The organism is Mesorhizobium sp. M1312 (genome assembly GCF_040318115.1).
Taxonomy (GTDB): Bacteria; Pseudomonadota; Alphaproteobacteria; order Rhizobiales; family Rhizobiaceae; genus Mesorhizobium.
The window spans coordinates 121,073-141,150 of sequence record NZ_JAMYLQ010000008.1; the positions used below are offsets into that span (position 1 = coordinate 121,073).

Here is a 20,078-nt window from a genome sequence, read left to right on the forward strand (position 1 = left end):
GCATTGTCACCCCTCGATACCGCTACATTTCTCCCCGACGAACTCTTCGCGGCATCATGTTTTTCTTGTAGCGACGATGGTCGTGGGAGGCGGCATGTCGTTCGCGCCAAGTGAACGTAACGCACCACGAAACTCCACCTGGAACGCCTGTCGACGAGCGAAAACCCAGCTGCCGGCGAGATGACGGGGCTTCGTCGTACCCGACGAAGCCCTAAACAAACCTAGCTCATGAGGCTAGGTCGAGCCACACCTTATCGAGGTGGATCTCAAATGTGGGGTGCATCGCGTTGCCCCTAACGTGCTTTGCAGAATGATTGAACAGGGTAAGCCAATAAGGTTGTATGATAACGCCAGATTCCTGCAGGAGCGTTTCTACATCTTGCATGAGCGCTTTGCGCTTCTGCGGGTCCGGAATCGTCAACGCGGCGTCAAGTTTCTTATCGAATTCCGGATTTGACCACGCCGTCTCATTCCATGCTGCGCCGCTGCGATAGGCAAGCGCCAATACTTGTACGGCCAATGGCCGCATGTTCCAGTTGGTAGTCGACAGGGGGTATTTCAACCAGTCGTTCCAAAAAGTGCTACTGGGAATAACCGTACGTTTGACCTTGAATCCGGCCTCCCGCAACTGCGCGGCAATCGCATCGCCCGTGTCTTTATGCCAATCCTCGTCATTGCTGATGATCTCGTGTTCGAAGTCCATTTGGTTGGCATCGATCATGAGGCGTTTGGCAGCCTCAATATCCCGTTTCTTTTCCGGAACCGGGTAAAACTCGGGATGTATCGGCGCGACATGATAATTCGCGCCAACGGTGCCATAGCCACCAGCCGCAAGTTGCAACACAGAACGGTTGTCAACTGCCAGCTGCAGTGCATTGCGCACCCGCTGGTCGTCGTACGGTTTGGTAGTGGCATGGGCGCGGCACACCAGCGTTGTGGCCGTTTGCGCTTCAGACCTTACCAAACCGAGTTTATCGAATATGGTGACGTAATCTGCGAACGTCTGATAATTCGCGTCGACTTCGCCTGACTCAAAGGCGCTCATAAGAGCGGACGGATCGCTGCCATAGTCTATGAATTGCACTTCGTCTAGGTAAGCTTCACCGCCCCACCAGCTTCCATTGGTTCGACGCTTCAGAACAGCCTTTTGGCCCACGTCCAATGACACCAATTCAAACGGCCCCGTGCCGACGGGATGTGCAACGAGGTCCGCCCCGTTCTTTTCGTAGTCACGGTGTACAATTAGTGCAGGATAATCGGCAAACCCCGGAATGATGGTAATATCGGGCTTGGGAAGCTTGAGTTTGACGGTGTGGTCGTCAATTTTTGTAATAGCGCCCTCCAATGCTTTGCCGGTCTTTTCATCAACGAGCGTGGCCATGCGCGCAGCCATTGAATTCCCAGGCACATCCCTTTCACACCAGCGCATCAGGTTAAAAATGACGTCATCTGCAGTGAAGTCATCGCCATTGTTCCATTTGACGCCCTTGCGCAGATGCAAGACGTATTCCGTCGCGTCGTCATTCGTGTCCCAAGATTCAAGAAGCATCGGCTCAAAAGTATATGCATTGGTATATTTTACCAGCGATTCAACGTATTGACGATACATATTCCCTAATACAGGAAGATCATTTATACGGGGGTCCTTCTGACCAAAAAGCTGCATGGCAATTCGCAGAGTTCCACCCTTCTTCGGGACTTCTTCGGCATGCGCCGGCGGTATTGCATCCAGCATCGAGTACGCCATCGCTGTTGACGCACCAAAGACGGAAGCGAGAGCCAAGAACTCGCGCCGGTCCATTTCCTCCCTTTTTGCTCCCTCGGCGAGACTGTCGAAGATCTTCGGCATAGGTTTGCCATGCCTAGTAAAATACCCCATTTAAACCTCCCAATTGGTTAAGGACAGCGGCTTTATACCCGCACGAAAAGCGCCAAAATCTCTGGTTCGATAGTCGGAAGAGCTGTGCTTTCCGCTGAATGCTCCATTCACGTACCAGGGAATGCTCCATTCACGTACCAGGGGATGTTACAGAGAATGGCGCTTCTGAGCATGTGAATTAAAATCAACCGGCAAGCGACTTTTTTGCGATGGCTTGAGGTAAACCATGCTGGAATGTCCGTGTATGGACGCGGAAGCCCGGGCATTTCAGACCCGCTGCGGCAGCTTACCGCTAGCCTGTCGAAGCTAGCCCCCGAACATTGCGCCAGCCAGAGGACCGAGATCCCCCTCGAAAATCTTTACCTAAACCCGCCAACCGGGTTAACGTCGAACGCCAATCCGTACACCATTGTCCAGATCCGAGCTGGGCGGAGTACGCCCGACTTAGGAACCGTCAGGGCTCTTCGAAAGTTTGGATCACGCCGTCAGTTCATTGATCCGGATTGCTTTACGATGAACGATGCGGCAAGAATGTCGACGGTATCTGGGCGATTTCCCTTCGTGCCGGGAAGCGGATCAAAGACCCTCGAACATGCGACGATCCCTAACGAAGGCCGAATCGGCCGGTTGGAAATAGCGGCGATCGGTTCAGGCCGGCCAGATGGCGTGGGAGGCGTTCAGTCTCCTCATCACCTCATGCTCCCTCAACTCAGCGCACCGGCGTTCGATCAGGGGCTCGGAACCTCGGCATGAATTCGTCAGCTGCAACGGCGCAGGCTGATGTGACGATGGTCAAGGCGCCTTCGGCAGGGAAAGTGGGGTTGGGCTCTAGAACGTTGCGCGTCATCGCGACACGTCATTGTCATAGTCGTTACAGGCAGGCTCATGCGCCAGGAGATCGAGCCGACTGAAAAAACCGCCCCCGCCCCCGCCGTTTCGAAAAAGACATATCTGCCCGCACGTTTTGTTCTCACTGCCGCCAATCATCCAATGCATGGCCCCGAATTCTTCCTTAGCCAGTACCATGTAGTCGGTGTGGTTCGTTGAGGAAGCAATCACCACAGCGTGTTGTGGCGATCCCAACTCTGGGTCATACCGATCCAGCTCTTGTCCGGCCGCCTCATTGCCAGCAAGACCATAATCGCCGAACACGCGGCCTCGGCTATAACGGCCTTCTTCTGGCTTGCCTGCGCGCTGCCGATTTGCTTACGGAACGACTTGGGCTCAGGCATACTTCAATAAAATCCACGTTCAAATCGGTGTCGATCCAACCGGGCGCGACCGCGTTGCAACGCACGCCATCGTCGCTGTGGTCCGCCCGGGTCAGGCCGTGGAGACCCGCCTTGGAGGAGCGCAATAGGCCGCGTGTTTCGGATTGGACCCTAGTCCCTCAATTGATCCCACATTCACGATTGTGAATTCCCGGTCCTCACCGCGTTGCGCCGTAAACACGCGAGCCTCTTCGGTCCGAAGCCGATGCGCTACTGCGAAGCCGATACCGCTACGCCCGCCTGTCACAAGGGCAACCTTTATGCTTGCTGAAGCGGCCTCTGCCGGAAGGACCTTCACCCGGCAGAGCACTTTGAGAACTTTGAGATGCTTTCTGATCACGTTCTTCGCGACGCTCGAAGGGCGAGCGCCCAGCTAGATTGTTCAGGACGGGGACGAGAGCGGAAACGGTGCGGGATCACGGAACCGCTCTAACACGTTTCTGGTCAATCGGGACACGTCATTGTCGTATCCGTTACTGGGCAGGCTCATGCACCAAGATATTGAGCCGACTGAGAAGACTGCCCCGCCGCTGGAGGTTTCGAAAAAGACCAGGTCTGATCGAACGTTCTTGTTCTCGCTCCCCCCGATCATCCAGTGCATAGCCCCGAACTCCTCCTTGGCCAGCACCATGTAGTCAGAATGGTTGATTGAGGACGCGATCACCAGCGCGTGTTGAGGCGATCCCAGATCTCTATCATAGCGATCTAACTCCTGCCCGGCCGCTCCATTGCCGGCAAGCCCGTAGTTGCCGAACGGTCCGTCCTTGCTGATATCCTTGCAAATGAAGTCAACGCGAGGGTTGGCGCTGTCCGGATTCCACTGATAATAGGATCCGGACTGGAACCCTTGAGCACAAAAACCCACTCCCAAAAGTTCGTTGGGGGTCCGATCTTGGCGACGCCAGAGGCCCCCGTATTCGCCCGTCGTACTCATAAAATACTCGCCGGGCTCAGCAGACCAGGTACGCGAGCCGTCCTCGGAGCGCCGAACTTCGATCAAACCCGGTAGGGTCGGATGGAACGCCGTCCTCCAGTAGAACCCGTTCCCACCAAGATAGATCAGGCGCCCGCCCCGGCTGAGATGAGTCCGCAAAGCATCCCACATAGCCATGGACACATATTCGGGGTGGCAACCGGTCAGGACGACGCGATAGGGTTCGAGTATGCTCTCGCCCTCTTTGTGAAGATCCTCGTCGGTGATGACATCCGCGGAGATACCCATGGCATCAAGCCAGCCCGTGACATACCCGTCGCCGCCAAACGACCAATACTTTGCATTTGGAGATATGTTCAGGACCGGCCGCAAACGGGACGAATAACAAACGCCACTGCCGTCGGTGTGTAGATCGTAGACCGATTTCCCATATTCTGGGTTTTCGTCGAGGAAGATGTCGTCTTCACCGAAAATGGGAAGAGCCCCCATGCTCATCTCATCAAGAGGGTCGCGTGCGATAAGCCTTTGGTTCGCATAAGCCGTGTAGGTCGCCGTGGACGCCAGATATACAACCTCGGAGGTCGCTTGCCCCTTCGGCGGCCGCACGAAGAAGATCACGTACGCCGGCATCGCACCGCGAGCGTCAAGGCGAGCAGCATAGACTCCGCTGGCGATGCCCTCGGGCACAGTGAACGTAAAATCTGTCGACCAGCCAGCGTCGTAGAGATCATCGTCATGGAAATGAATGGCACCATATTCCCCTGGCGCAGAACGCCAATCGTGAACCCTTCCCGTCCAATTAAAGCCTTTCATCGCCCTGGTGGGCATATTGACGAGTTTTCCGTCCAACGCATGTCCCGATACGTCCCTGAAGACATCGGATCCCTGGTCAATGCTGAAATCCCAATCGGCAACCAGATGAGGGGCTAGTCGGCTGACTCCAGTGTCGCCGCTAAGTGAAGCAATCTCGTGGACGGACGCGGCGCCGGCGTAGAGCTTAGGGCTGTCAATCTTGCCATTGTAGTGTCCACCCGCTCGCACGCCTGCTGCTTCGCTGGTTTGTCGATGGGAGGCGATATAAAACGAATCCTGCGGAGAGATTTGCGGACCTGAAGTTTCATCAAACAGTCGGGTTTCCGGGGAGCTCAGGTCGCCTGCGTTGCAAAGGGAACTCTGGTGAAGGATGACCGCACGCGTTTTCGCATCGTAACTGGCTGCGACGAAAACCCACTGACGTTCCCGCAGAGGAGTGTTCAGTGTAACCGCCGACACATTCCCTTTTCCATCCCCACTGAGGAAAGCTAACCGGCACGCCTCGTCAATCTGAAGCGCAAAACCTGCGCCGATTCCGTCATCCCAGGTACCTGCAATGGTCTGACGTTTGGACCCAAGCAAAGTGGGCCAGAGCCATGCATGGAAAGTAAAGTCCAGCAGGTTGGAAAACGCGGTCTTGTGTTCAATATAGCCGTAAGAGCCGGTGTAGATTCGCTGGCGTCGCGCTGGGTATTGGCCGGCGAAAGGTGCATCGACCTCGCGTTCAATGAGGCCAGCGGTTTGCGGATGGTCTTCCGTTGTGATCAGCCTCACTAGTCGGGCCGAAAAGTCAGCGGCGTCGCCTATTGAGCTCACCTTGAATTCGATGGTGTCGCCGGGCTTTGCGCTTAAGACATTGGCGTAACCAGACAACGTCCTCACGGCCGATCTCCGCCTGGAAGTTCCGTTCCGAAATGTTGGCGCCATCGCTGGCGAAACACGTACCACTCCGCATCTCCCAGATCGTTGAAAACGACGTCCTCGTGCCTTTTGATGGGCTGGCCTGGGATCCCCGTCAGAGTCACGAGCATCCAGCTTCGGTTCGCCTGAATGGCGAGCAAGGCATGTTTCCCGGCTATGGGAACGCTTCGAAACGTCCGCAGAAGTTTCTGCAGATTCGGGCTGTGATGCCCGAACGGTGCACGACGGAATTCGGCCGCCAAATCAAGCGACTCTGATGGGTCGTCAGCCTGCATGGCTACTCAGCCTCAGCTAATGCAGGCGTGCCCGAAGTAAGATCGCTATCGACGGCAGCATCGATCGAGTCCTCAATTATTTTCAGAGACTCATCTATGATTGCATCCGGTATCGTAAGCGGAACCAGGAAGCGAAGCACGTTAAAGTACCGGCCGGCTGACGCCAGCAACAGCCCCCTCTCAGCTGCTTCCTTGATCACTCTCACGGTCAGTGATCGCGCGGGCTTGCGCGACTCCGCATCTTCGACCAATTCGACGCCGATCATCGCCCCTAGCCCGCGGATGTCCCCTATCACCGAGCTATTTCGTTTCTTCTGAATGCGTTGCAGACCGGACTTAAGGCGCTCACCAACCTCTTGGGCCCTGGTGAGAAGGTTTTCCTTATCTATGACATCCAGAACGGCCAGGGCCGCAGCACACGCCAAAGGGTTACCCGCATAGGTTCCGCCCAAGCCACCCACACCGACGCAATCCATGATCTCGGCCTTACCAACCACTGCCGCAATCGGAATACCCGCTGCCAGGCTTTTCGCCGTCAGGATCATGTCAGGTTTGACCCCGGTGTGCTCAATCGCAAACAGGCGGCCGCTTCTTCCCATGCCACACTGGACCTCGTCCGCTACGAGTACAATGCCATGACGGTCACAGAGCCGCCGGATACCGGACATGAAATCAACCGGCGCAGGGATATAGCCGCCCTCCCCTATCAGCGGCTCGATCACGATGGCGGCGACTGCGCTCGCTTCAATTTCCGTTTCAAACAGCGTCTCCAACGCTGTGAGACAATATTCTACGCTGACGCAACGATAGAGGTCCGGATAAGGCGCGCGATAAATGCTCCCAGGAAACGGCCCAAACGACTGCTTGTAAGGATTGACCTTGCCGGTCATAGCCATGGTCAAAAGAGTACGACCATGGAAGGCTCCGCCGAAGACAATGATGCCGCGGCGCTTCGTATACGCACGGGAAATCTTGACAGCGTTCTCGACCGCTTCAGCTCCCGTTGTCAGGAGGAGGGTCTTTGCCGGTCCCCCAACGTTGCAAAGTTTGTTCAAACGCTCCGCGAGGGCGATATAGCTTTCGTAGGGGGCCGTCCCGAAAAACGTATGGCTAAACTTGTTAAGCTGTTCCTGCACAGCAGCCACGACGTCAGGATGCGAATGTCCGACTGCCAGCGCGCCCATCCCGCCCACGAAATCAATATATCGCCTGCCCTCCACGTCCCAAAGCTCGGCATTGCGCGCTTTGTCCACGTAGATTGGGAAGGACATGGAAGCCCCTCCGGAAACGGCGGCCTTTCGACGCTCGTCGAGAGCAGTGTTCGATGCCATCTTGGTTTCTCCTATCGTTTTCGTGATGATCTCAGCTCAATCGCCTAAGGTAGGCTGATTTTGGCCATTCGACCGCCGTCTATCGTCCAGACCTGCCCCGTGACAAAGGACGCCTCGTGCGAGGCCAGCCATGCAACCAGGTTCGCCACCTCTTCTGGCTTACCCGAGCGTCCTATGGGGTGAATGCGAGCAATCTGCTCCCGGAAAGTTTTGGGATCAGTCATGCTCTCGATGAAGTCCACGTTCAAATCCGTGTCGATCCAGCCGGGCGCGACTGCGTTGCAGCGCACACCTTCACCGCTGTGATCAATCGCAATCGCCCGGGTCAGGCCGTGGATGGCTGCCTTCGAAGCGCCGTAAGCAGCGTGTTTTGGGTTGGACCCAATCCCTTCTATCGAACCGATATTGACGATATTGCCAGCGGTCACACGCAGGTGGGGCATAGCACGTTTGATCAACATGAAAGGAGTGGTAAGGTTGACAGCGATAGTCTTCTCCCAGTCCGCCAGGCTCATGTCTTCGACGAGTGCCTCTCGCATCATCCCGGCGTTATTGACCAAGACGTCGAGTCGTCCCGCGCGCTCAATGACCACGTCGATGGCACGGCCTGAGTCCGCCGGATTTGCAAAATCAACCGCAATTCCTTCGAATTCGAGATCCTGACCACGTTGCGCAGTGAAGACGCGAGCACCCTCGGTGGTAAGACGCTGCGAGATCGCAAAGCCGATGCCGCTCCGCCCTCCTGTTACAAGCGCCACTTTGCCCTGAAATCGTCCCATCGCTCTATTTTCCGTACTTCCTCACCAAACGCCCGAGCGCCGCCAGAGTCACCGTTCTCGCGTCCACCCAACCCTGTATACGCACCCGGTTTGCCGCCCCTCCACACTTTTGACGTAGGCCAGCACCACATCCGCAGTGGCCACAGGCTTGGTTCCAACAAAGAAGGATCCGTAAAGCGATGAAGATTCCTCGAGCATCGTGGGACTGACCAAATTGATCCGACGGTTGCTTTGAAGCTCGATCGCCGCACTACGGACAAAACCCTCCAGGGCGCCGTTGACCATAGCTGATGATGTGCCAAGGGGGATTGGATCCTCGTTCGTGGGTCCCGAGGTCAACGTGAATGACCCCCCTTCTCGAAGATATTTCCTCCCAGATCTGACCAAATTGACCTGCCCCATCAGCTTGCTCTTCAACCCGATCGAGTATTGCTCCACCGAAAACTCGGCTAGCGGTGCAAAGTGGACAGCGCCGGCTGTGCAAATCAGACTGTCGAAGTGGCCGGTCTGATTGAATAAACGGGCGATCGAGGCCGGATCCTCCATATTAACCTGAAAATCCCCGGAGCTTCGGCTGACGCGGACAATCTCGTGCCGTTTGCCAAGTTCATCGGCCACGGCTCTGCCGATAACCCCTCCTGCTCCAATGTGGACAATCTTCATGTCAACCCAGTTGCCCCAGTGAGCGGCGCAAAAGGGCCTCCTGGACTGTCGAGAGCGGTCTGAGCGGGCGTCGAACTTGACCTGTTCCGTAGCCACGCAGTTGCGCTGCCCGAACAACAGAAGGCGTATACGGCGCGCGCCATATGAACAGGAGAGACGGCAGCATACGTTGCCACAAAGCCAAGGCCTGTGCGTATTCACCACTGGTAACGAGGTCATAAAGCTTGACTGCTTCGTAAGGCATATAGTTTGCAGCGCCCCAAATCACGCCACGCGCGCCTGCCATGAGAGTGTAAACCGTGGTCGGATCCGCGCCATTCAACACCGTTGCGCCTGTCTGCAGAAATTCTTGATGTACAGTGAAATCGCCAGCACTGTCTTTGATGTAGTTGAAGTTCTTCAATTGCGTCAGGCGCCCCAGAAGTTGTGGCGAAACCGAAATCCCGGTGGCTTGCGGGATGTTGTAGCCGACGATGTCAACGCCCACAGCAGCGTCGATAGCGTTGTAGAAATCGAAGAGGCCATCGTCATCGCTCGGTCCCTCGAAATAGGGAGGCAATATCATCAAAGCCTGAGCGCCGACTGACTCGGCGTGTTGCGATCTCCGGATGACTTCCTCCATGTTGAGAGCCGAGGTTTGACAGATAACGTTGCAGCGCCCCGCGATGTGTTTTGCACCGATCTCGTACAAGCGATTGCATTCGGCCTCCGTGAGGTACGGATGTTGTCCGGTACCCGCACCAAGGACCAGGCCGTGAACACCCGCTTCGATGTACCTGTCTATGAGTTCCTCGAATACAGGATAGCTGATCGCCCCGCTCTCGTCGAACGGTGTCTGCATTGCCAGATTGATGCCCTTCAGGTCCGCCATTTCTCTCTCTCCATCACCTAGACTTCAGCACCAGCCTGCCGAAAACGATAAGCTGTAACCATGCGCACGCCCATCGCCGTTACCGGCTTCGGATAGGGCTTGCTCGGACTTGCTCGCGTCTTCAGGATGTCAATGACCGGCGAGGATTTTCCTGATGCCAGCTCGGCCACGGCTTTGCCGAAGGCAGCGCCCCGCGCCACACCGGTGCCGTTGCAGAAGGCCGCGCCGTATACATTATGATCCAGTTCGCCGAAGACCATCCCACCATTTTGTGCGAGGGTCAGAAGGCCGCCCCAGCTCGCTTCGAAACCTATCGACGAAAGTCCGGGCCACCGACGATCGAACGCGATCTGCTGTTGAACACGAGCCTTCAGGACGTCCTGCTTTGTGGTCTTGAAGTCTGTGGCATAGGAATAAACGTTGCGAAGAAACAGCCGATTGTCGACTGTGCGCCGCACGGTCGTGCCAAAGCTATTGGCCGGTATAAGTCCGTAAGCGTCTTTGCTGCCGACCTGCGACAACTCCCGCTCAGTGAGCTGCCTGGTCATGCTCGCAAATGTGTAGACAGGTATTGCACGGTTCTCGAAGAAACCAAATTTTGTCAGATAGCCCGCAGCGCATATAATAACCTTCGAGGCCCTTATCGTTCCAGTCGGTGTCTCGCAGATATGTCTGGGTGTGCCGAACTGCACTGCAGTGATTGGTGTATTTTCGTGAACAAGCACGTTCGCCGGCAGCCGCTTCGTGGCGTTCTTCATATACTTCGCGGGCTGCAGAAGAATAGTGCCGGGATGGTGAAGCGCTCTGATGTAGTGCTTGCTCCCGATAATTGCTTGGATTTCAGCGCGCTCGACCCAACTGTATTTTTGGCCGAGAACGTCCAGCGCTTCTGAAAAACGCCTCAAATCCTCCACGCCATGTGCCGTGGCAGCGCTGTGATACTTGCCCTGGGGGTCCCAATCACAGTCGACCCCATGCTCCTCAACTGCGCTGCGGATATAGGCTATACCGTCGAGGTTGACGGAGAGCTCCTCATTGTTACCCTTGATGTCTTCGACAAAGTCCTGCTTGCGGGGATTATGTGCAAGATCGATCACGAACCCCATGCACCGGCCGGACGCGTTGTTCCCGATACGTCCGGCGTCGACCAGCACCACAGAGGTATCTGGATTCAGCTCTGCATATCGCCGTGCCGCATGCAGCCCCATCCAGCCGCCGCCAATTACGAGGCAGTCACAGCTCACGTCGCCCTTTTGAGGCACCAGGTCCAATTCGGGGCCTGATGTCGTATACCAACCGGACGCTGTGGGCTCGGTATGCGGGGGCTCAACAATGATCCGCTTCGTCTTATGATGGTTTCCAGGGTTCACATCGAACTCGCTTGGTGACGGCGCCGGATGCGGTCGCGTTAAGTTTGGCGTTTCGATTAAACTATCCCGGCGGCGGCTCGTAGACGGAAAAGATCGCGGCTGATATAGAACTACTTCATGTCGACGCTTCGAAACCTCGTGCCCTCCACACACTCTCTCTTCGTCTTCGAAGCAGCTGCCCGCACCCTCAGTTTTAAGAGCGCTGCGAGGGAGTTGAATGTGACGCAGCCGAGCGTGTCCCATTCGATCAAGATGTTCGAAAAACACTGCGGACTGGCACTGTTCGTCCGCGACAACCGCGGTGTTCAACTCACTGAGGCAGGGCGTCAGCTGTACGAAGAAGTAAGAACGAGTTTTCGCAGGCTGGAACAGAGGCTGGAAGCCATATCCGATCGCGGCACGAAGTACATAACTTTTGCCGCCTCAACGTCTTTGGCCGCCCATTGGCTCGCGCCGCAGCTTTACCATTTTCAGCAAGAAAATCCGGATGTTAAAATCAAGGTTGTCGCTACCGACCGAGATATAGAGCCGGACCACGAAGTTGACGTGACGGTTTGGGTGCGTCCACGCGATTTCGGCAGGGCAAACACGTGGTTTGTCTGTAACGAGGTGGTTTTTCCAGTCTGCTCGCCTGCGTATCTGCTGTCTCATCCTACCCTAACGTCGGTCGATGACCTGCTGCAGCATCAGCTAATCCACTCGTCGGATGCATTTCGAAAGCGCTTAGGATGGGTAGAATGGATGGAGTTGGCTGGTGGCAACGCGACAGAGATCACGACGAACATCGTCTTCAATGATTATCAGTTGACTTTTCAAGCGGCTATCGCCGGCGAAGGGATTTCACTGGGATGGTCGCTCACCGCACAGCATCTCCTTAGAAACCGCCTTTTGGTTCGTCCATTGCCGATCGAGGTCAAAACGGACCGCGCCTTCTTTCTGTTGGCGAGTGAGGATCCGGTCAAGAACAAGAGAAGCAAGCTTTTGGTTGACTGGTTTATCGCAAAGACGGCTGAGCTTCGGTCCTAGTCCGGGTGCTGGGGCACAGCTGGGAGAGGTGATTGCCAAATCATAGAGGCGTTTCACTCGCCCAGGGATAAACTGGATTGACGGCCAGCGAAACCTTTTGCCAGTTCGCAAGAGCCGTGCAAGGCCCTATTGTCCAGAAATGTGCTGCGCATAGCGGCAAATCCAATTCGCAGCGGGAGTCTCTCTCGCAGTAGAGAGGGTGTGACTTATGAGCATTGACGCTCCCCTGACGCGGCGCCGAGGCGGACGCTCATCGGTCGTGGCCGCTCGGGAAGCTGAACGGAGACCTCGAGTTACCACCATTAAATACGGCATCAAACCGGTTGAAGCGGTTACCGCGGAGCAGTTGGAGCGCATTCACCAAGCCTCGTTAGCAATCCTGCGCGAAATCGGCATCGAATTCCGGGACGAGACAGCTATCCGGCAATGGAAGGATGCCGGCGCCGATGTGCGCGAGCATCGCGTGCGTCTGGAAGGCGACATGGTGATGGACCTCCTCTCCAAGGCTCCTACAAGCTTTGAGATGACGTCGCGCGATCCATCGCAGCGTTTCGAGATTGCGCTCGACACAATGACATTCGGGGCCATGCAGGGCGCTCCGAACATCCGTGACCTTGAAGGCGTCCGACGAGCCTCAACGATCGAGGACCTGAGGAATATGAACCGGCTGACACAGATGCTGCCCGGGTTTCATATCGCCGGCGGCTTCACCTGCGAGCCCACCGACATCGCGGTTCCTTGGCGTCACCTGCACATCAATCACTCAAGCCTGGTTGAGACCAACCTGCCGTTCTTCGGTCTCACTACCGGACAGCAGCGAGCCGAGGACTCGATCGCGATGGGGCGGATCGTCCACGGCAAGGAATTCATGGACGAGAACGCGGTGATGATGGGACACGTGTCGGGGAACTCGCCGCTTGTCTGGGACGCCACGATGTTGGAAGGGCTTCGCGCGTTCGTGGAGGCAAACCAGGTCGTGCTACTCTCGCCCTTCGTGCTCGGGGCCGCCAACACGCCGGCCGATATACCGGCCACGATAGCGCAGTTGAACGCAGAAGCGCTCGCCGCCCTCGCCTACACACAAATGGTAAGGCCAGGCGCAAAAATGATTTATGGGCAGTATTCGGTTTCCGTCTCTATGCGGAGCGGGGCTCCCATGTCGGGAATGCCTGAGGTCACCTTGATCAACGCCGTTATCGGCCAGTTGGCGCGTAGCTACGGGGTTCCGTGGAGGACCACCGCCTCACAGTCCTCGGCCAAAAGCTTCGATGCTCAATCCGGCTACGAATCCGCGGTCGCGTACATGTCTGGCGCCAGCGCCAACGCCAATCTGATGATGCATGCGGGGGGCTGGGACGAAGCTGGTATGGTGTGCTGCATGGCCAAGTTCGTCGCTGACGCTGAACAGAACTTGCTCATGGAGAAATACGCAAAAGGCATTTCCTTCGAGCATTTCGATGAAGCGCTTGAGGCCGTCCGGCGCATCGGGCCGGGGGGGCACTATCTCGGAGACTCGTTCACCTTGAAGCACTTCAAGGACGCATTTATTGCGCCGGAAATTCTCGATTACCTCAGCTACGAGCAGTGGAAGGTCAAGGGGTCGCGCGACATGGCCCAACGCTGCCGCGAAAAGGCAGGTGCGATTATCGCAAGCTACGAACAGCCTTCAATGGACCCCGCCGTGCGCGAGGAGCTCGACGCCTTTGTAGCGAAACGCCAGGAGGAGATTTCGCCAAGCATTTCCTAACGCTCAGCCTCCTGCTTGACCAACGAAAACGAAATGGGAACACAACGAGGGAGAATGAAGTGGGATTTTTCAAAAGCAATGGGGACCGCGTCCCCGCTGCCATCGAGGATATGGCAGGTGAGGTCAAGGCGGGCAGGATGGATAAGCGCGAGTTCCTGGCGCTTGCAAGCACCTTCGGCGCTTCGGCCGCAATGGCTTATGGCCTGATTGGAGTGGCCCTGCCCGATACGGCGCTCGCCGACGAACCAAAGAAGGGGGGCAGCCTGCGTGTGTCTATGCCCGTCAAGGCGCAGAAAGACCCTCGCACCTACGACTGGGTGGAAATGGCCAACATCACGCGTAGCTGGCTCGAGCCGCTCGTGCGTTATACGCACCAGTTCACGTTCGAACCCGTGCTGCTCGAAAGCTGGGAGGTAAACGCCGACGCCACCGACTATACGCTCCACGTCCGCAAGGGTGTCACCTGGAATAACGGTGACGCGTTCAACGCCGATGACGTGGTCTTCAACACACCCGCCGGTGCGACAAGGGTATCTCCGGCAATTCAATGACCTCCCGTGTCGGTGCCCTGATGGACGTCAAAACCGGCAAGGCGCGGGATGGGGCGATCGCCAAGGTCGACGACCACACGGTCAAGCTGAATCTCAGCCAACCCGATATCGCAATCATCGCCAATTTCACTGACTATCCGGGACTGATCGTGCACCGTAGCTTCGACAGCACGGGCGCGGATCCGATTGGCAAACCGATCGGGACGGGAGCGTTCGAACTGGTATCCTACGCCGTGGGCAGCAAGGCTGAGGTCAAGCGCCGTGCCGACGGCAAGTGGTGGGGCGGCGAAGCGTTGCTCGACGGCGTGCAGTTCATAGACTATGGCACTGACTTCCAGGCGACCGTGTCCGCGTTTGAATCCGGCGAGATCGACCTGAACCTGGAGACTCCAGCGGACTTCATCGACATCCTGAACAAGATGAACGTGGTCAAGTCGGAAGTCGCCACCGCTACGACGCTGGTGAGCCGCACCAACACGACGAACAAGCCATATGATAATAAGAAAGTCCGCAACGCGCTTCAGATGGCGGTAGATAATAACGCCGTACTGCAGCTCGGCTACAACGGCCGCGGCACGGTCGGCGAGAACCACCATGTCAGCCAGATCCACCCAGAGTATTACGCATTGCCAAAGAAGGCGCGCGATCTCGAGGGCGCTAAGAAGCTGATGGCAGAGTCAGGACAGGCGGACTTCGAGCACGAGCTGATCTCGATCGATGAGGAGTGGCAGAAGAATACCGGCGATGCGATCGCGGCTCAACTGCGTGAAGCCGGCTTCAAGGTGAAGCGCACGGTTCTTCCAGGCTCGACATTCTGGAACGACTGGTCGAAATACCCGTATTCCTTGACCGTCTGGTACATGCGGCCGCTGGGCGTTCAGGTATTGGCGCTGGCTTATAGGACCGGCGAGGCATGGAACGAGACTGCCCACTCTGATCCTGATTTCGACTCCAAACTCAAGAAGGCATTCTCGGTGAGCGACGTCGACAAGCGCAAGGAACTCATGAAGGACCTTGAAGCGATTATGCAGGACTCGGGCGTGATCATCCAACCGTCTGGCAGAGCCTCTATGGTCACATGAGCAAGAAGGTCCAGAACTACGCGATCCATCAGACTTTCCAGATGGATCTGCAGACGGTCTGGCTGGCAGCCTGATCAACTCCCAAGGCTCCAGCCGGAAGCCTGGTCGGTACCCCATAGAGCATGGGGTACCGACCCCCTTTAATTATGCACGAGGCAAACCGATATGGCCGACGACGACGAGATCATCCTTTCCGAGCTTTCCGACGAGGAACTTGTGCAGCAGATGCACGACGACCTTTATGACGGATTGAAGGAAGAGATCGAGCAAGGAACGCATATCCTTCTCGAGCGCGGCTGGCAGCCCTATGCCGTGCTCACCGAGGCGCTGGTTGAAGGTATGCGCATCGTCGGCGAGGATTTCCGCGACGGCATCCTGTTCGTGCCGGAAGTGCTTCTGTCCGCCAACGCCATGAAGGCTGGCATGTTCATCCTGCGACCGCTGCTTATCGCCACGGGCGCGCCGAAGCAGGGCAAGATGGTGATCGGTACCGTCAAGGGCGACATCCACGACATAGGCAAGAACCTCGTCGGCATGATGATGGAAGGCGCCGGCTTCGACGTGATTGACCTCGGCATCAACAATGCAGTCGAGAAATATATGGCCGCGATTGAAGAGCATAAGCCGGACATTGTCGGCCTGTCGGCCCTGCTGACCACGACCATGCCTTACATGAAGGTCGTCATCGACACGATGAAGGAAAAGGGCATCCGCGACGACTATGTCGTGCTGGTCGGTGGCGCGCCGCTGAATGAGGAATTCGGCAAGGCCGTCGGCGCCGATGCCTATTGCCGCGACGCAGCCGTGGCGGTCGAGACCGCCAAGGACTTCATGAAGCGCAGGCACAACACCCGCGGTTGAAGCTCCACCGATCTGCTGCAGCCATGAAAACCCAGTCACTGCCTGTCGGGCAACCAACAAGGACGTTTGTGCTGAATGCGCCTTTTACGCAGGTCGACCGGCCGCGCTTCATTCAATGGAACAGCAAGCGTCAGGCTATCGAGGCACAGGCCGATCAGTACCAAATAATCATTCTGGTGCTGCCTGGATTCTCGCAACTCAGTCTTTCGTCTTTCGTGGATCCACTTCGTCTCGCTAACTCCGTTTCATGCCGATCCTTCTTCAAATGGATGGTAGCGAGCTTGGATGGGAAGTCGGTCGAATGCGCGAGCGGGCTTGGCGTGTCAGTCGGCAGTGACTTTGCCAGGGTCGGACAAACCGTACAGGCTGGCAGATACCCGGATATGGTCGTCGTCTGCGCAGGCGAGCGCGTAGAATAGCAGGCCTCGGCACCCCTATTCAATCTGCTACGGCTTTGCAGGCGGCACGGAGTGCCAATCACTGCGCTCGGTACCGCGACCTGGCTCGTGGCGGAGATCGGGATGTTAGACGATGCGGCTTGCACTATTCATTGGGATAAGCGGGCGGCTGTGAAACATTCGGGCGCTTGCGCGTGACAGACCAGCTGTTTGTCAGAGATGCCCACGTCATCACCTGTGCGGGCGAATTTGCGTGCTTCGATCTCGTCATGCATCTGATCAGCGAACACCTCGGACGCGAGGCAGCAATATCTGTTTGTCGGCATACCAATGGATATTGGCGCTCCGATGATGACCGCCAGTGGACCATCAACGCCGAAGAAACCGGCATCTGCAAACCTCTAGCCGAAGTAATCCGGATCATGGACGATCACATCGAAGATCCGTTGCCCTACGCGACATCGCCCGATGTGTTGGTCGGTCGCAGCGGCAGACTGAGCGGCTCTTTGCTCGCGCTCTCTCTGCCTCGCCAATGCGTTACTACCTGCATCTGAGGCTCTCTCGTGCCAAGCGACTTATTGAGCAGACAGAATGATTAATCGCCCTCTCGGACGTATAAATTGATCTTATACCGGACGCGTTTTTTTCCCCCTTTTGCTACGCGTGCAACCACGCTCAAACTCGACCAGCAGCAGCTTCTGCTTCGGCAGGATGCAGCGCATCAGCATCGGAGCATTGTCAATGTCGTCGTTCTCGATCACGAATCACAAAATTGATCCAACGCGAAACGCCGTCGCGCTGAAGCCTGACGGCAGCATCGATGACAACGACCGCGTGGAAATCGGGCCAACCGACCTCGCCTTCGCTGAGTGGAAGAAACTCGGCCTCGTTCCGCCCAACCTGGCGCGTATGAGACAAACGCGCCTCAGCCGCATCGTGCAACAGTTGCGGCAACGCGACTACGCAGGCGTTCTTTGCTTCGATCCGCTAAACATCAGATATGCAACGGACTCGTCCAACATGCATATCTGGATCATGCACAACCCCTCCCGCGCCGTGTTCGTGTCAGCAGACGGCTACGTCGTCCTTTGGGATTTCCATCGGTGCAGCCACCTGTCCACACACCTCCCTTTGATCGACGAGATCCGGGATGGCGGAGCGGGGTTTTACTATTTCGTCGCCGGCGACGAAGAGGAGGCAGTTGCCAAGGAGTTCGCAGGCCAAATCGACGAACTGATGCGCCGCTTTGGCGGCGGGAACCGGCGTCTTGCCATCGACAAGATTGAAATCCCAGGCTTGCGCGCACTGGACGCCGTTGGCATCGAGGTTTGCAACGGCATGCAGCTCATGGAGCATGCGAGGGCCATAAAAGGCGTTGACGAGATCCATGCTATGCGCTGCTCCCTCTCCACCTGCGAAATTGCCGTGGCCAAAATGCGCGATCGTCTGCAGCCAGGGATAGCGGAAACTGAACTCTGGTCAGTACTGCACGCCGAAAACATCGCTCGTGGCGGTGAATGGATCGAGACGCGGATCCTGACCTCAGGGCCGCGGACAAACCCGTGGATGCAGGAAGCTGGCCCCCGTCGAGTGATGGCAGGCGACCTGGTGGCTTTCGATACTGACATGGTTGGCCCTTACGGGATGTGTGCGGATTTTTCTCGCACCTGGTATTGCGGTGACGGAAGACCGACTGACGAGCAGCGGAGATTGCACTCAATCGCCTATGAGCATGTCATGACGAACATGGCCATGCTTAAGCCCGGGACCTCCTTTACGGAACTCACTGAAAAGAGCCACAAACTTCCAAGCGAATTCGTCGAGCAGCGTTATGGCGTCATGATGCATGGTATAGGGCTCTGCGACGAGTACCCGGCCATCCTTTATCCCGAAGACTTCATACCAGGAGCGTTTGACTACGTGCTCGAACCGGGAATGACTTTATGTGTGGAGGCCTATATCGGCGCCGTGGGTGGCCGCGAAGGTGTGAAACTGGAAGAGCAGGTGCTGATCACCGAGACCGGGGTTGAGAACCTCACAAAGTGCCCTTTCGACCCAGCTTTGATTGGCTGATGGTCGTTGGAGCGCTTACCTGCTCGCGGCGAATAGCTGCGCCCCTTTTTTCAAGGTGAAGGCAAAACCGTTGGAGCAAGCTATTCGATCATCTCTCACCGGTAGGTCGCCATCATTTGTAGCTGACGACTGGTTTTCCAAGAACGTCCAGGCGCGGGGTGACGCCCAATCCGGGCGTGTTCGGCGCAACGATGCGGCCTTCCACGACGTCAAACGCACCGTCGGCGATCTTTAGCGAGACGAGCTCTCGACAGTCGAACACGCATCGCAGATTCCTCTCGCGAAAGGTCTGAGCGAGCTGTACAGTGGCAGCGAACGCGATTTCGGATCCAACAGTATCCATAACGCTCGTTGTGAAACCGGCCGCGACGCCGATATCTCGCTGTCGCCGCCCTTTCGTAAGGCCGCCATTTTTGCAGATCTTGATGCCAAATCCCTCTGCCGCGTCGTCAGCGATCAACTGGAGGATTGACGCATCAGTAATCGCCAGTTCATCGAAGATTATTGGAATGTCAGTTCGACGCCGTAGTGAGAGACACTCGCGCCAAGTGGCACAGGGTTGCTCTAACACAAAATCGAGGCCGTTAGGTAACAAACGCAGCATGCGAAGGGCGGTCTCCACTGTCATCCCACCGTTTGCGTCGACGATAAAATACTCGCCAGCCTTCTTATCTGCTAGTGACGCCACAATCCGAGCCGCGTCTTCAGCTGGATCACCTCCAACCTTAACCGAATGGCCCGTATAGCCCATCTCGCGATGCTCTGCCACTCGCCTACGCATGTCCTCCGGCTGGTCCATATAGATTCCGGAAATCACTGGCATTTTGAGATCTGTACGCCCTCCCAGCAACTCGCATATTGGCAGGCCAACTGATTTGCCGAACAGATCCCAGCAGGCGACATCGAGCGCAGTCTTCGCATGCTCATGGCCGACGAGAGCTGCGTCCATCGCATCGTTGACGCGATCAACCCGCCTGGGATCCAGGCCAATGAGCCAGGGCGCAAGCTCCGCTATACCAGAACGAACACCAAGCGCATGGGCCGCGACATAAGTCGATCCAAATGGCGTGCTTTCACCCCACCCTTCAAGCCCGTTATTCGTCGATATGCGCACAAAAGTCGCGTCGAAGGATCGGTACTCGCGTCCGCCCGACAATTTATAAACATCACCCGAATAGGGAAGGTCGACTTGAAAAACATCGATTGCTACGATTTTCAGTTCCGACATTTTCC

Annotated in this window: 18 protein-coding genes and 1 pseudogene; 7 read left to right on the plus strand and 12 right to left on the minus strand. The window is 56.6% G+C overall.

Annotation, left to right across the window (positions count from 1 at the left end; genetic code table 11):
• Positions 1–226: 226 nt before the first annotated feature.
• The 11 genes from NKH36_RS12305 to NKH36_RS12355 form a co-directional block, all read right to left on the minus strand.
• Entirely contained in the window at positions 227–1,879 is a 1,653-nt protein-coding gene (locus NKH36_RS12305) for an ABC transporter substrate-binding protein (protein WP_352960508.1), read from the minus strand.
• A gap of 843 nt (positions 1,880–2,722) precedes the next feature.
• The gene (locus NKH36_RS12310; RefSeq protein WP_352960510.1) at positions 2,723–3,031 is read right to left on the minus strand and encodes a hypothetical protein; all 309 of its coding nucleotides are present in this window, start codon (positions 3,029–3,031) and stop codon (positions 2,723–2,725) included.
• Between the two features lie 10 nt (positions 3,032–3,041).
• Complete coding sequence (locus tag NKH36_RS12315; RefSeq protein ID WP_352960512.1) at positions 3,042–3,236, minus strand: SDR family oxidoreductase; 195 nt, start codon at positions 3,234–3,236, stop codon at positions 3,042–3,044.
• Positions 3,203–3,490: an SDR family NAD(P)-dependent oxidoreductase gene (locus tag NKH36_RS12320; protein ID WP_352960514.1), complete on the minus strand. Its 288-nt coding sequence runs from the start codon at positions 3,488–3,490 to the stop codon at positions 3,203–3,205. Before NKH36_RS12320 ends, NKH36_RS12315 begins: the two co-directional genes overlap by 34 nt.
• A gap of 42 nt (positions 3,491–3,532) precedes the next feature.
• A complete protein-coding gene (locus NKH36_RS12325; protein WP_352960515.1) occupies positions 3,533–5,779 on the minus strand; it encodes a N,N-dimethylformamidase beta subunit family domain-containing protein in 2,247 nt (748 codons plus the stop codon).
• On the minus strand, positions 5,776–6,093 hold the full coding sequence (locus NKH36_RS12330; RefSeq protein WP_352960517.1) for a N,N-dimethylformamidase alpha subunit family protein: 318 nt from the start codon (positions 6,091–6,093) through the stop codon (positions 5,776–5,778). Before NKH36_RS12330 ends, NKH36_RS12325 begins: the two co-directional genes overlap by 4 nt.
• A gap of 2 nt (positions 6,094–6,095) precedes the next feature.
• The gene (gene gabT / locus NKH36_RS12335) at positions 6,096–7,424 is read right to left on the minus strand and encodes a 4-aminobutyrate--2-oxoglutarate transaminase (protein ID WP_352960519.1); all 1,329 of its coding nucleotides are present in this window, start codon (positions 7,422–7,424) and stop codon (positions 6,096–6,098) included.
• Between the two features lie 44 nt (positions 7,425–7,468).
• Positions 7,469–8,203, minus strand: coding sequence for an SDR family NAD(P)-dependent oxidoreductase (locus NKH36_RS12340; RefSeq protein ID WP_352960521.1), 735 nt, complete (start codon positions 8,201–8,203; stop codon positions 7,469–7,471).
• 48 nt (positions 8,204–8,251) lie between these two features.
• The gene (locus tag NKH36_RS12345; RefSeq protein WP_352960523.1) at positions 8,252–8,866 is read right to left on the minus strand and encodes a short chain dehydrogenase; all 615 of its coding nucleotides are present in this window, start codon (positions 8,864–8,866) and stop codon (positions 8,252–8,254) included.
• 1 nt (position 8,867) lies between these two features.
• On the minus strand, positions 8,868–9,737 hold the full coding sequence (locus NKH36_RS12350) for a dihydrodipicolinate synthase family protein (RefSeq protein ID WP_352960525.1): 870 nt from the start codon (positions 9,735–9,737) through the stop codon (positions 8,868–8,870).
• Between the two features lie 17 nt (positions 9,738–9,754).
• Positions 9,755–11,107 (minus strand): NAD(P)/FAD-dependent oxidoreductase, encoded by a 1,353-nt coding sequence (locus NKH36_RS12355; RefSeq protein ID WP_352960526.1) that lies wholly within the window; start codon positions 11,105–11,107, stop codon positions 9,755–9,757.
• A 117-nt stretch (positions 11,108–11,224) separates the two neighbouring features.
• Here NKH36_RS12355 and NKH36_RS12360 point away from each other — a divergent pair, with 117 nt between their 5' ends.
• The 7 genes and pseudogenes from NKH36_RS12360 (at position 11,225) to dddP (ending at position 18,845) form a co-directional block, all read left to right on the plus strand.
• Complete coding sequence (locus NKH36_RS12360) at positions 11,225–12,133, plus strand: LysR substrate-binding domain-containing protein (RefSeq protein ID WP_352960528.1); 909 nt, start codon at positions 11,225–11,227, stop codon at positions 12,131–12,133.
• A 208-nt stretch (positions 12,134–12,341) separates the two neighbouring features.
• Complete coding sequence (locus tag NKH36_RS12365) at positions 12,342–13,880, plus strand: trimethylamine methyltransferase family protein (protein WP_352960530.1); 1,539 nt, start codon at positions 12,342–12,344, stop codon at positions 13,878–13,880.
• A gap of 59 nt (positions 13,881–13,939) precedes the next feature.
• Positions 13,940–15,587, plus strand: a pseudogene (locus NKH36_RS12370) (ABC transporter substrate-binding protein).
• Positions 15,588–15,678: 91 nt separating this feature from the next.
• Complete coding sequence (locus NKH36_RS12375; RefSeq protein WP_352962233.1) at positions 15,679–16,374, plus strand: cobalamin B12-binding domain-containing protein; 696 nt, start codon at positions 15,679–15,681, stop codon at positions 16,372–16,374.
• 23 nt (positions 16,375–16,397) lie between these two features.
• Positions 16,398–16,793, plus strand: a complete 396-nt coding sequence (locus tag NKH36_RS12380) for a type 1 glutamine amidotransferase family protein (RefSeq protein ID WP_352962236.1) — start codon at positions 16,398–16,400, stop codon at positions 16,791–16,793.
• A 173-nt stretch (positions 16,794–16,966) separates the two neighbouring features.
• Positions 16,967–17,326 carry a helix-turn-helix domain-containing protein gene (locus NKH36_RS12385; RefSeq protein WP_352962238.1) on the plus strand — a complete coding sequence of 120 codons (360 nt, stop codon included), beginning with the start codon at positions 16,967–16,969 and terminating at the stop codon, positions 17,324–17,326.
• A gap of 187 nt (positions 17,327–17,513) precedes the next feature.
• Positions 17,514–18,845, plus strand: coding sequence for a dimethylsulfonioproprionate lyase DddP (gene dddP / locus NKH36_RS12390; RefSeq protein ID WP_352962241.1), 1,332 nt, complete (start codon positions 17,514–17,516; stop codon positions 18,843–18,845).
• Between the two features lie 112 nt (positions 18,846–18,957).
• On the opposite strand, the gene NKH36_RS12395 is transcribed toward dddP, so the two are convergent.
• Positions 18,958–20,073, minus strand: coding sequence for a mandelate racemase/muconate lactonizing enzyme family protein (locus tag NKH36_RS12395; protein ID WP_352962244.1), 1,116 nt, complete (start codon positions 20,071–20,073; stop codon positions 18,958–18,960).
• Positions 20,074–20,078: the final 5 nt, after the last annotated feature.

Coding starts and splice junctions, on each gene's coding strand:
- NKH36_RS12305 (WP_352960508.1), bottom strand. CDS start 1,879: ATGGGGTATTTTACTAGGCATGGCAAACCTATGCCGAAGATCTTCGAC.
- NKH36_RS12330 (WP_352960517.1), bottom strand. CDS start 6,093: ATGCAGGCTGACGACCCATCAGAGTCGCTTGATTTGGCGGCCGAATTC.
- gabT (WP_352960519.1), bottom strand. CDS start 7,424: ATGGCATCGAACACTGCTCTCGACGAGCGTCGAAAGGCCGCCGTTTCC.
- NKH36_RS12340 (WP_352960521.1), bottom strand. CDS start 8,203: ATGGGACGATTTCAGGGCAAAGTGGCGCTTGTAACAGGAGGGCGGAGC.
- NKH36_RS12345 (WP_352960523.1), bottom strand. CDS start 8,866: ATGAAGATTGTCCACATTGGAGCAGGAGGGGTTATCGGCAGAGCCGTG.
- NKH36_RS12350 (WP_352960525.1), bottom strand. CDS start 9,737: ATGGCGGACCTGAAGGGCATCAATCTGGCAATGCAGACACCGTTCGAC.
- NKH36_RS12360 (WP_352960528.1), top strand. CDS start 11,225: ATGTCGACGCTTCGAAACCTCGTGCCCTCCACACACTCTCTCTTCGTC.
- NKH36_RS12365 (WP_352960530.1), top strand. CDS start 12,342: ATGAGCATTGACGCTCCCCTGACGCGGCGCCGAGGCGGACGCTCATCG.
- NKH36_RS12375 (WP_352962233.1), top strand. CDS start 15,679: ATGGCCGACGACGACGAGATCATCCTTTCCGAGCTTTCCGACGAGGAA.
- NKH36_RS12380 (WP_352962236.1), top strand. CDS start 16,398: ATGAAAACCCAGTCACTGCCTGTCGGGCAACCAACAAGGACGTTTGTG.
- dddP (WP_352962241.1), top strand. CDS start 17,514: ATGTCGTCGTTCTCGATCACGAATCACAAAATTGATCCAACGCGAAAC.
- NKH36_RS12395 (WP_352962244.1), bottom strand. CDS start 20,073: ATGTCGGAACTGAAAATCGTAGCAATCGATGTTTTTCAAGTCGACCTT.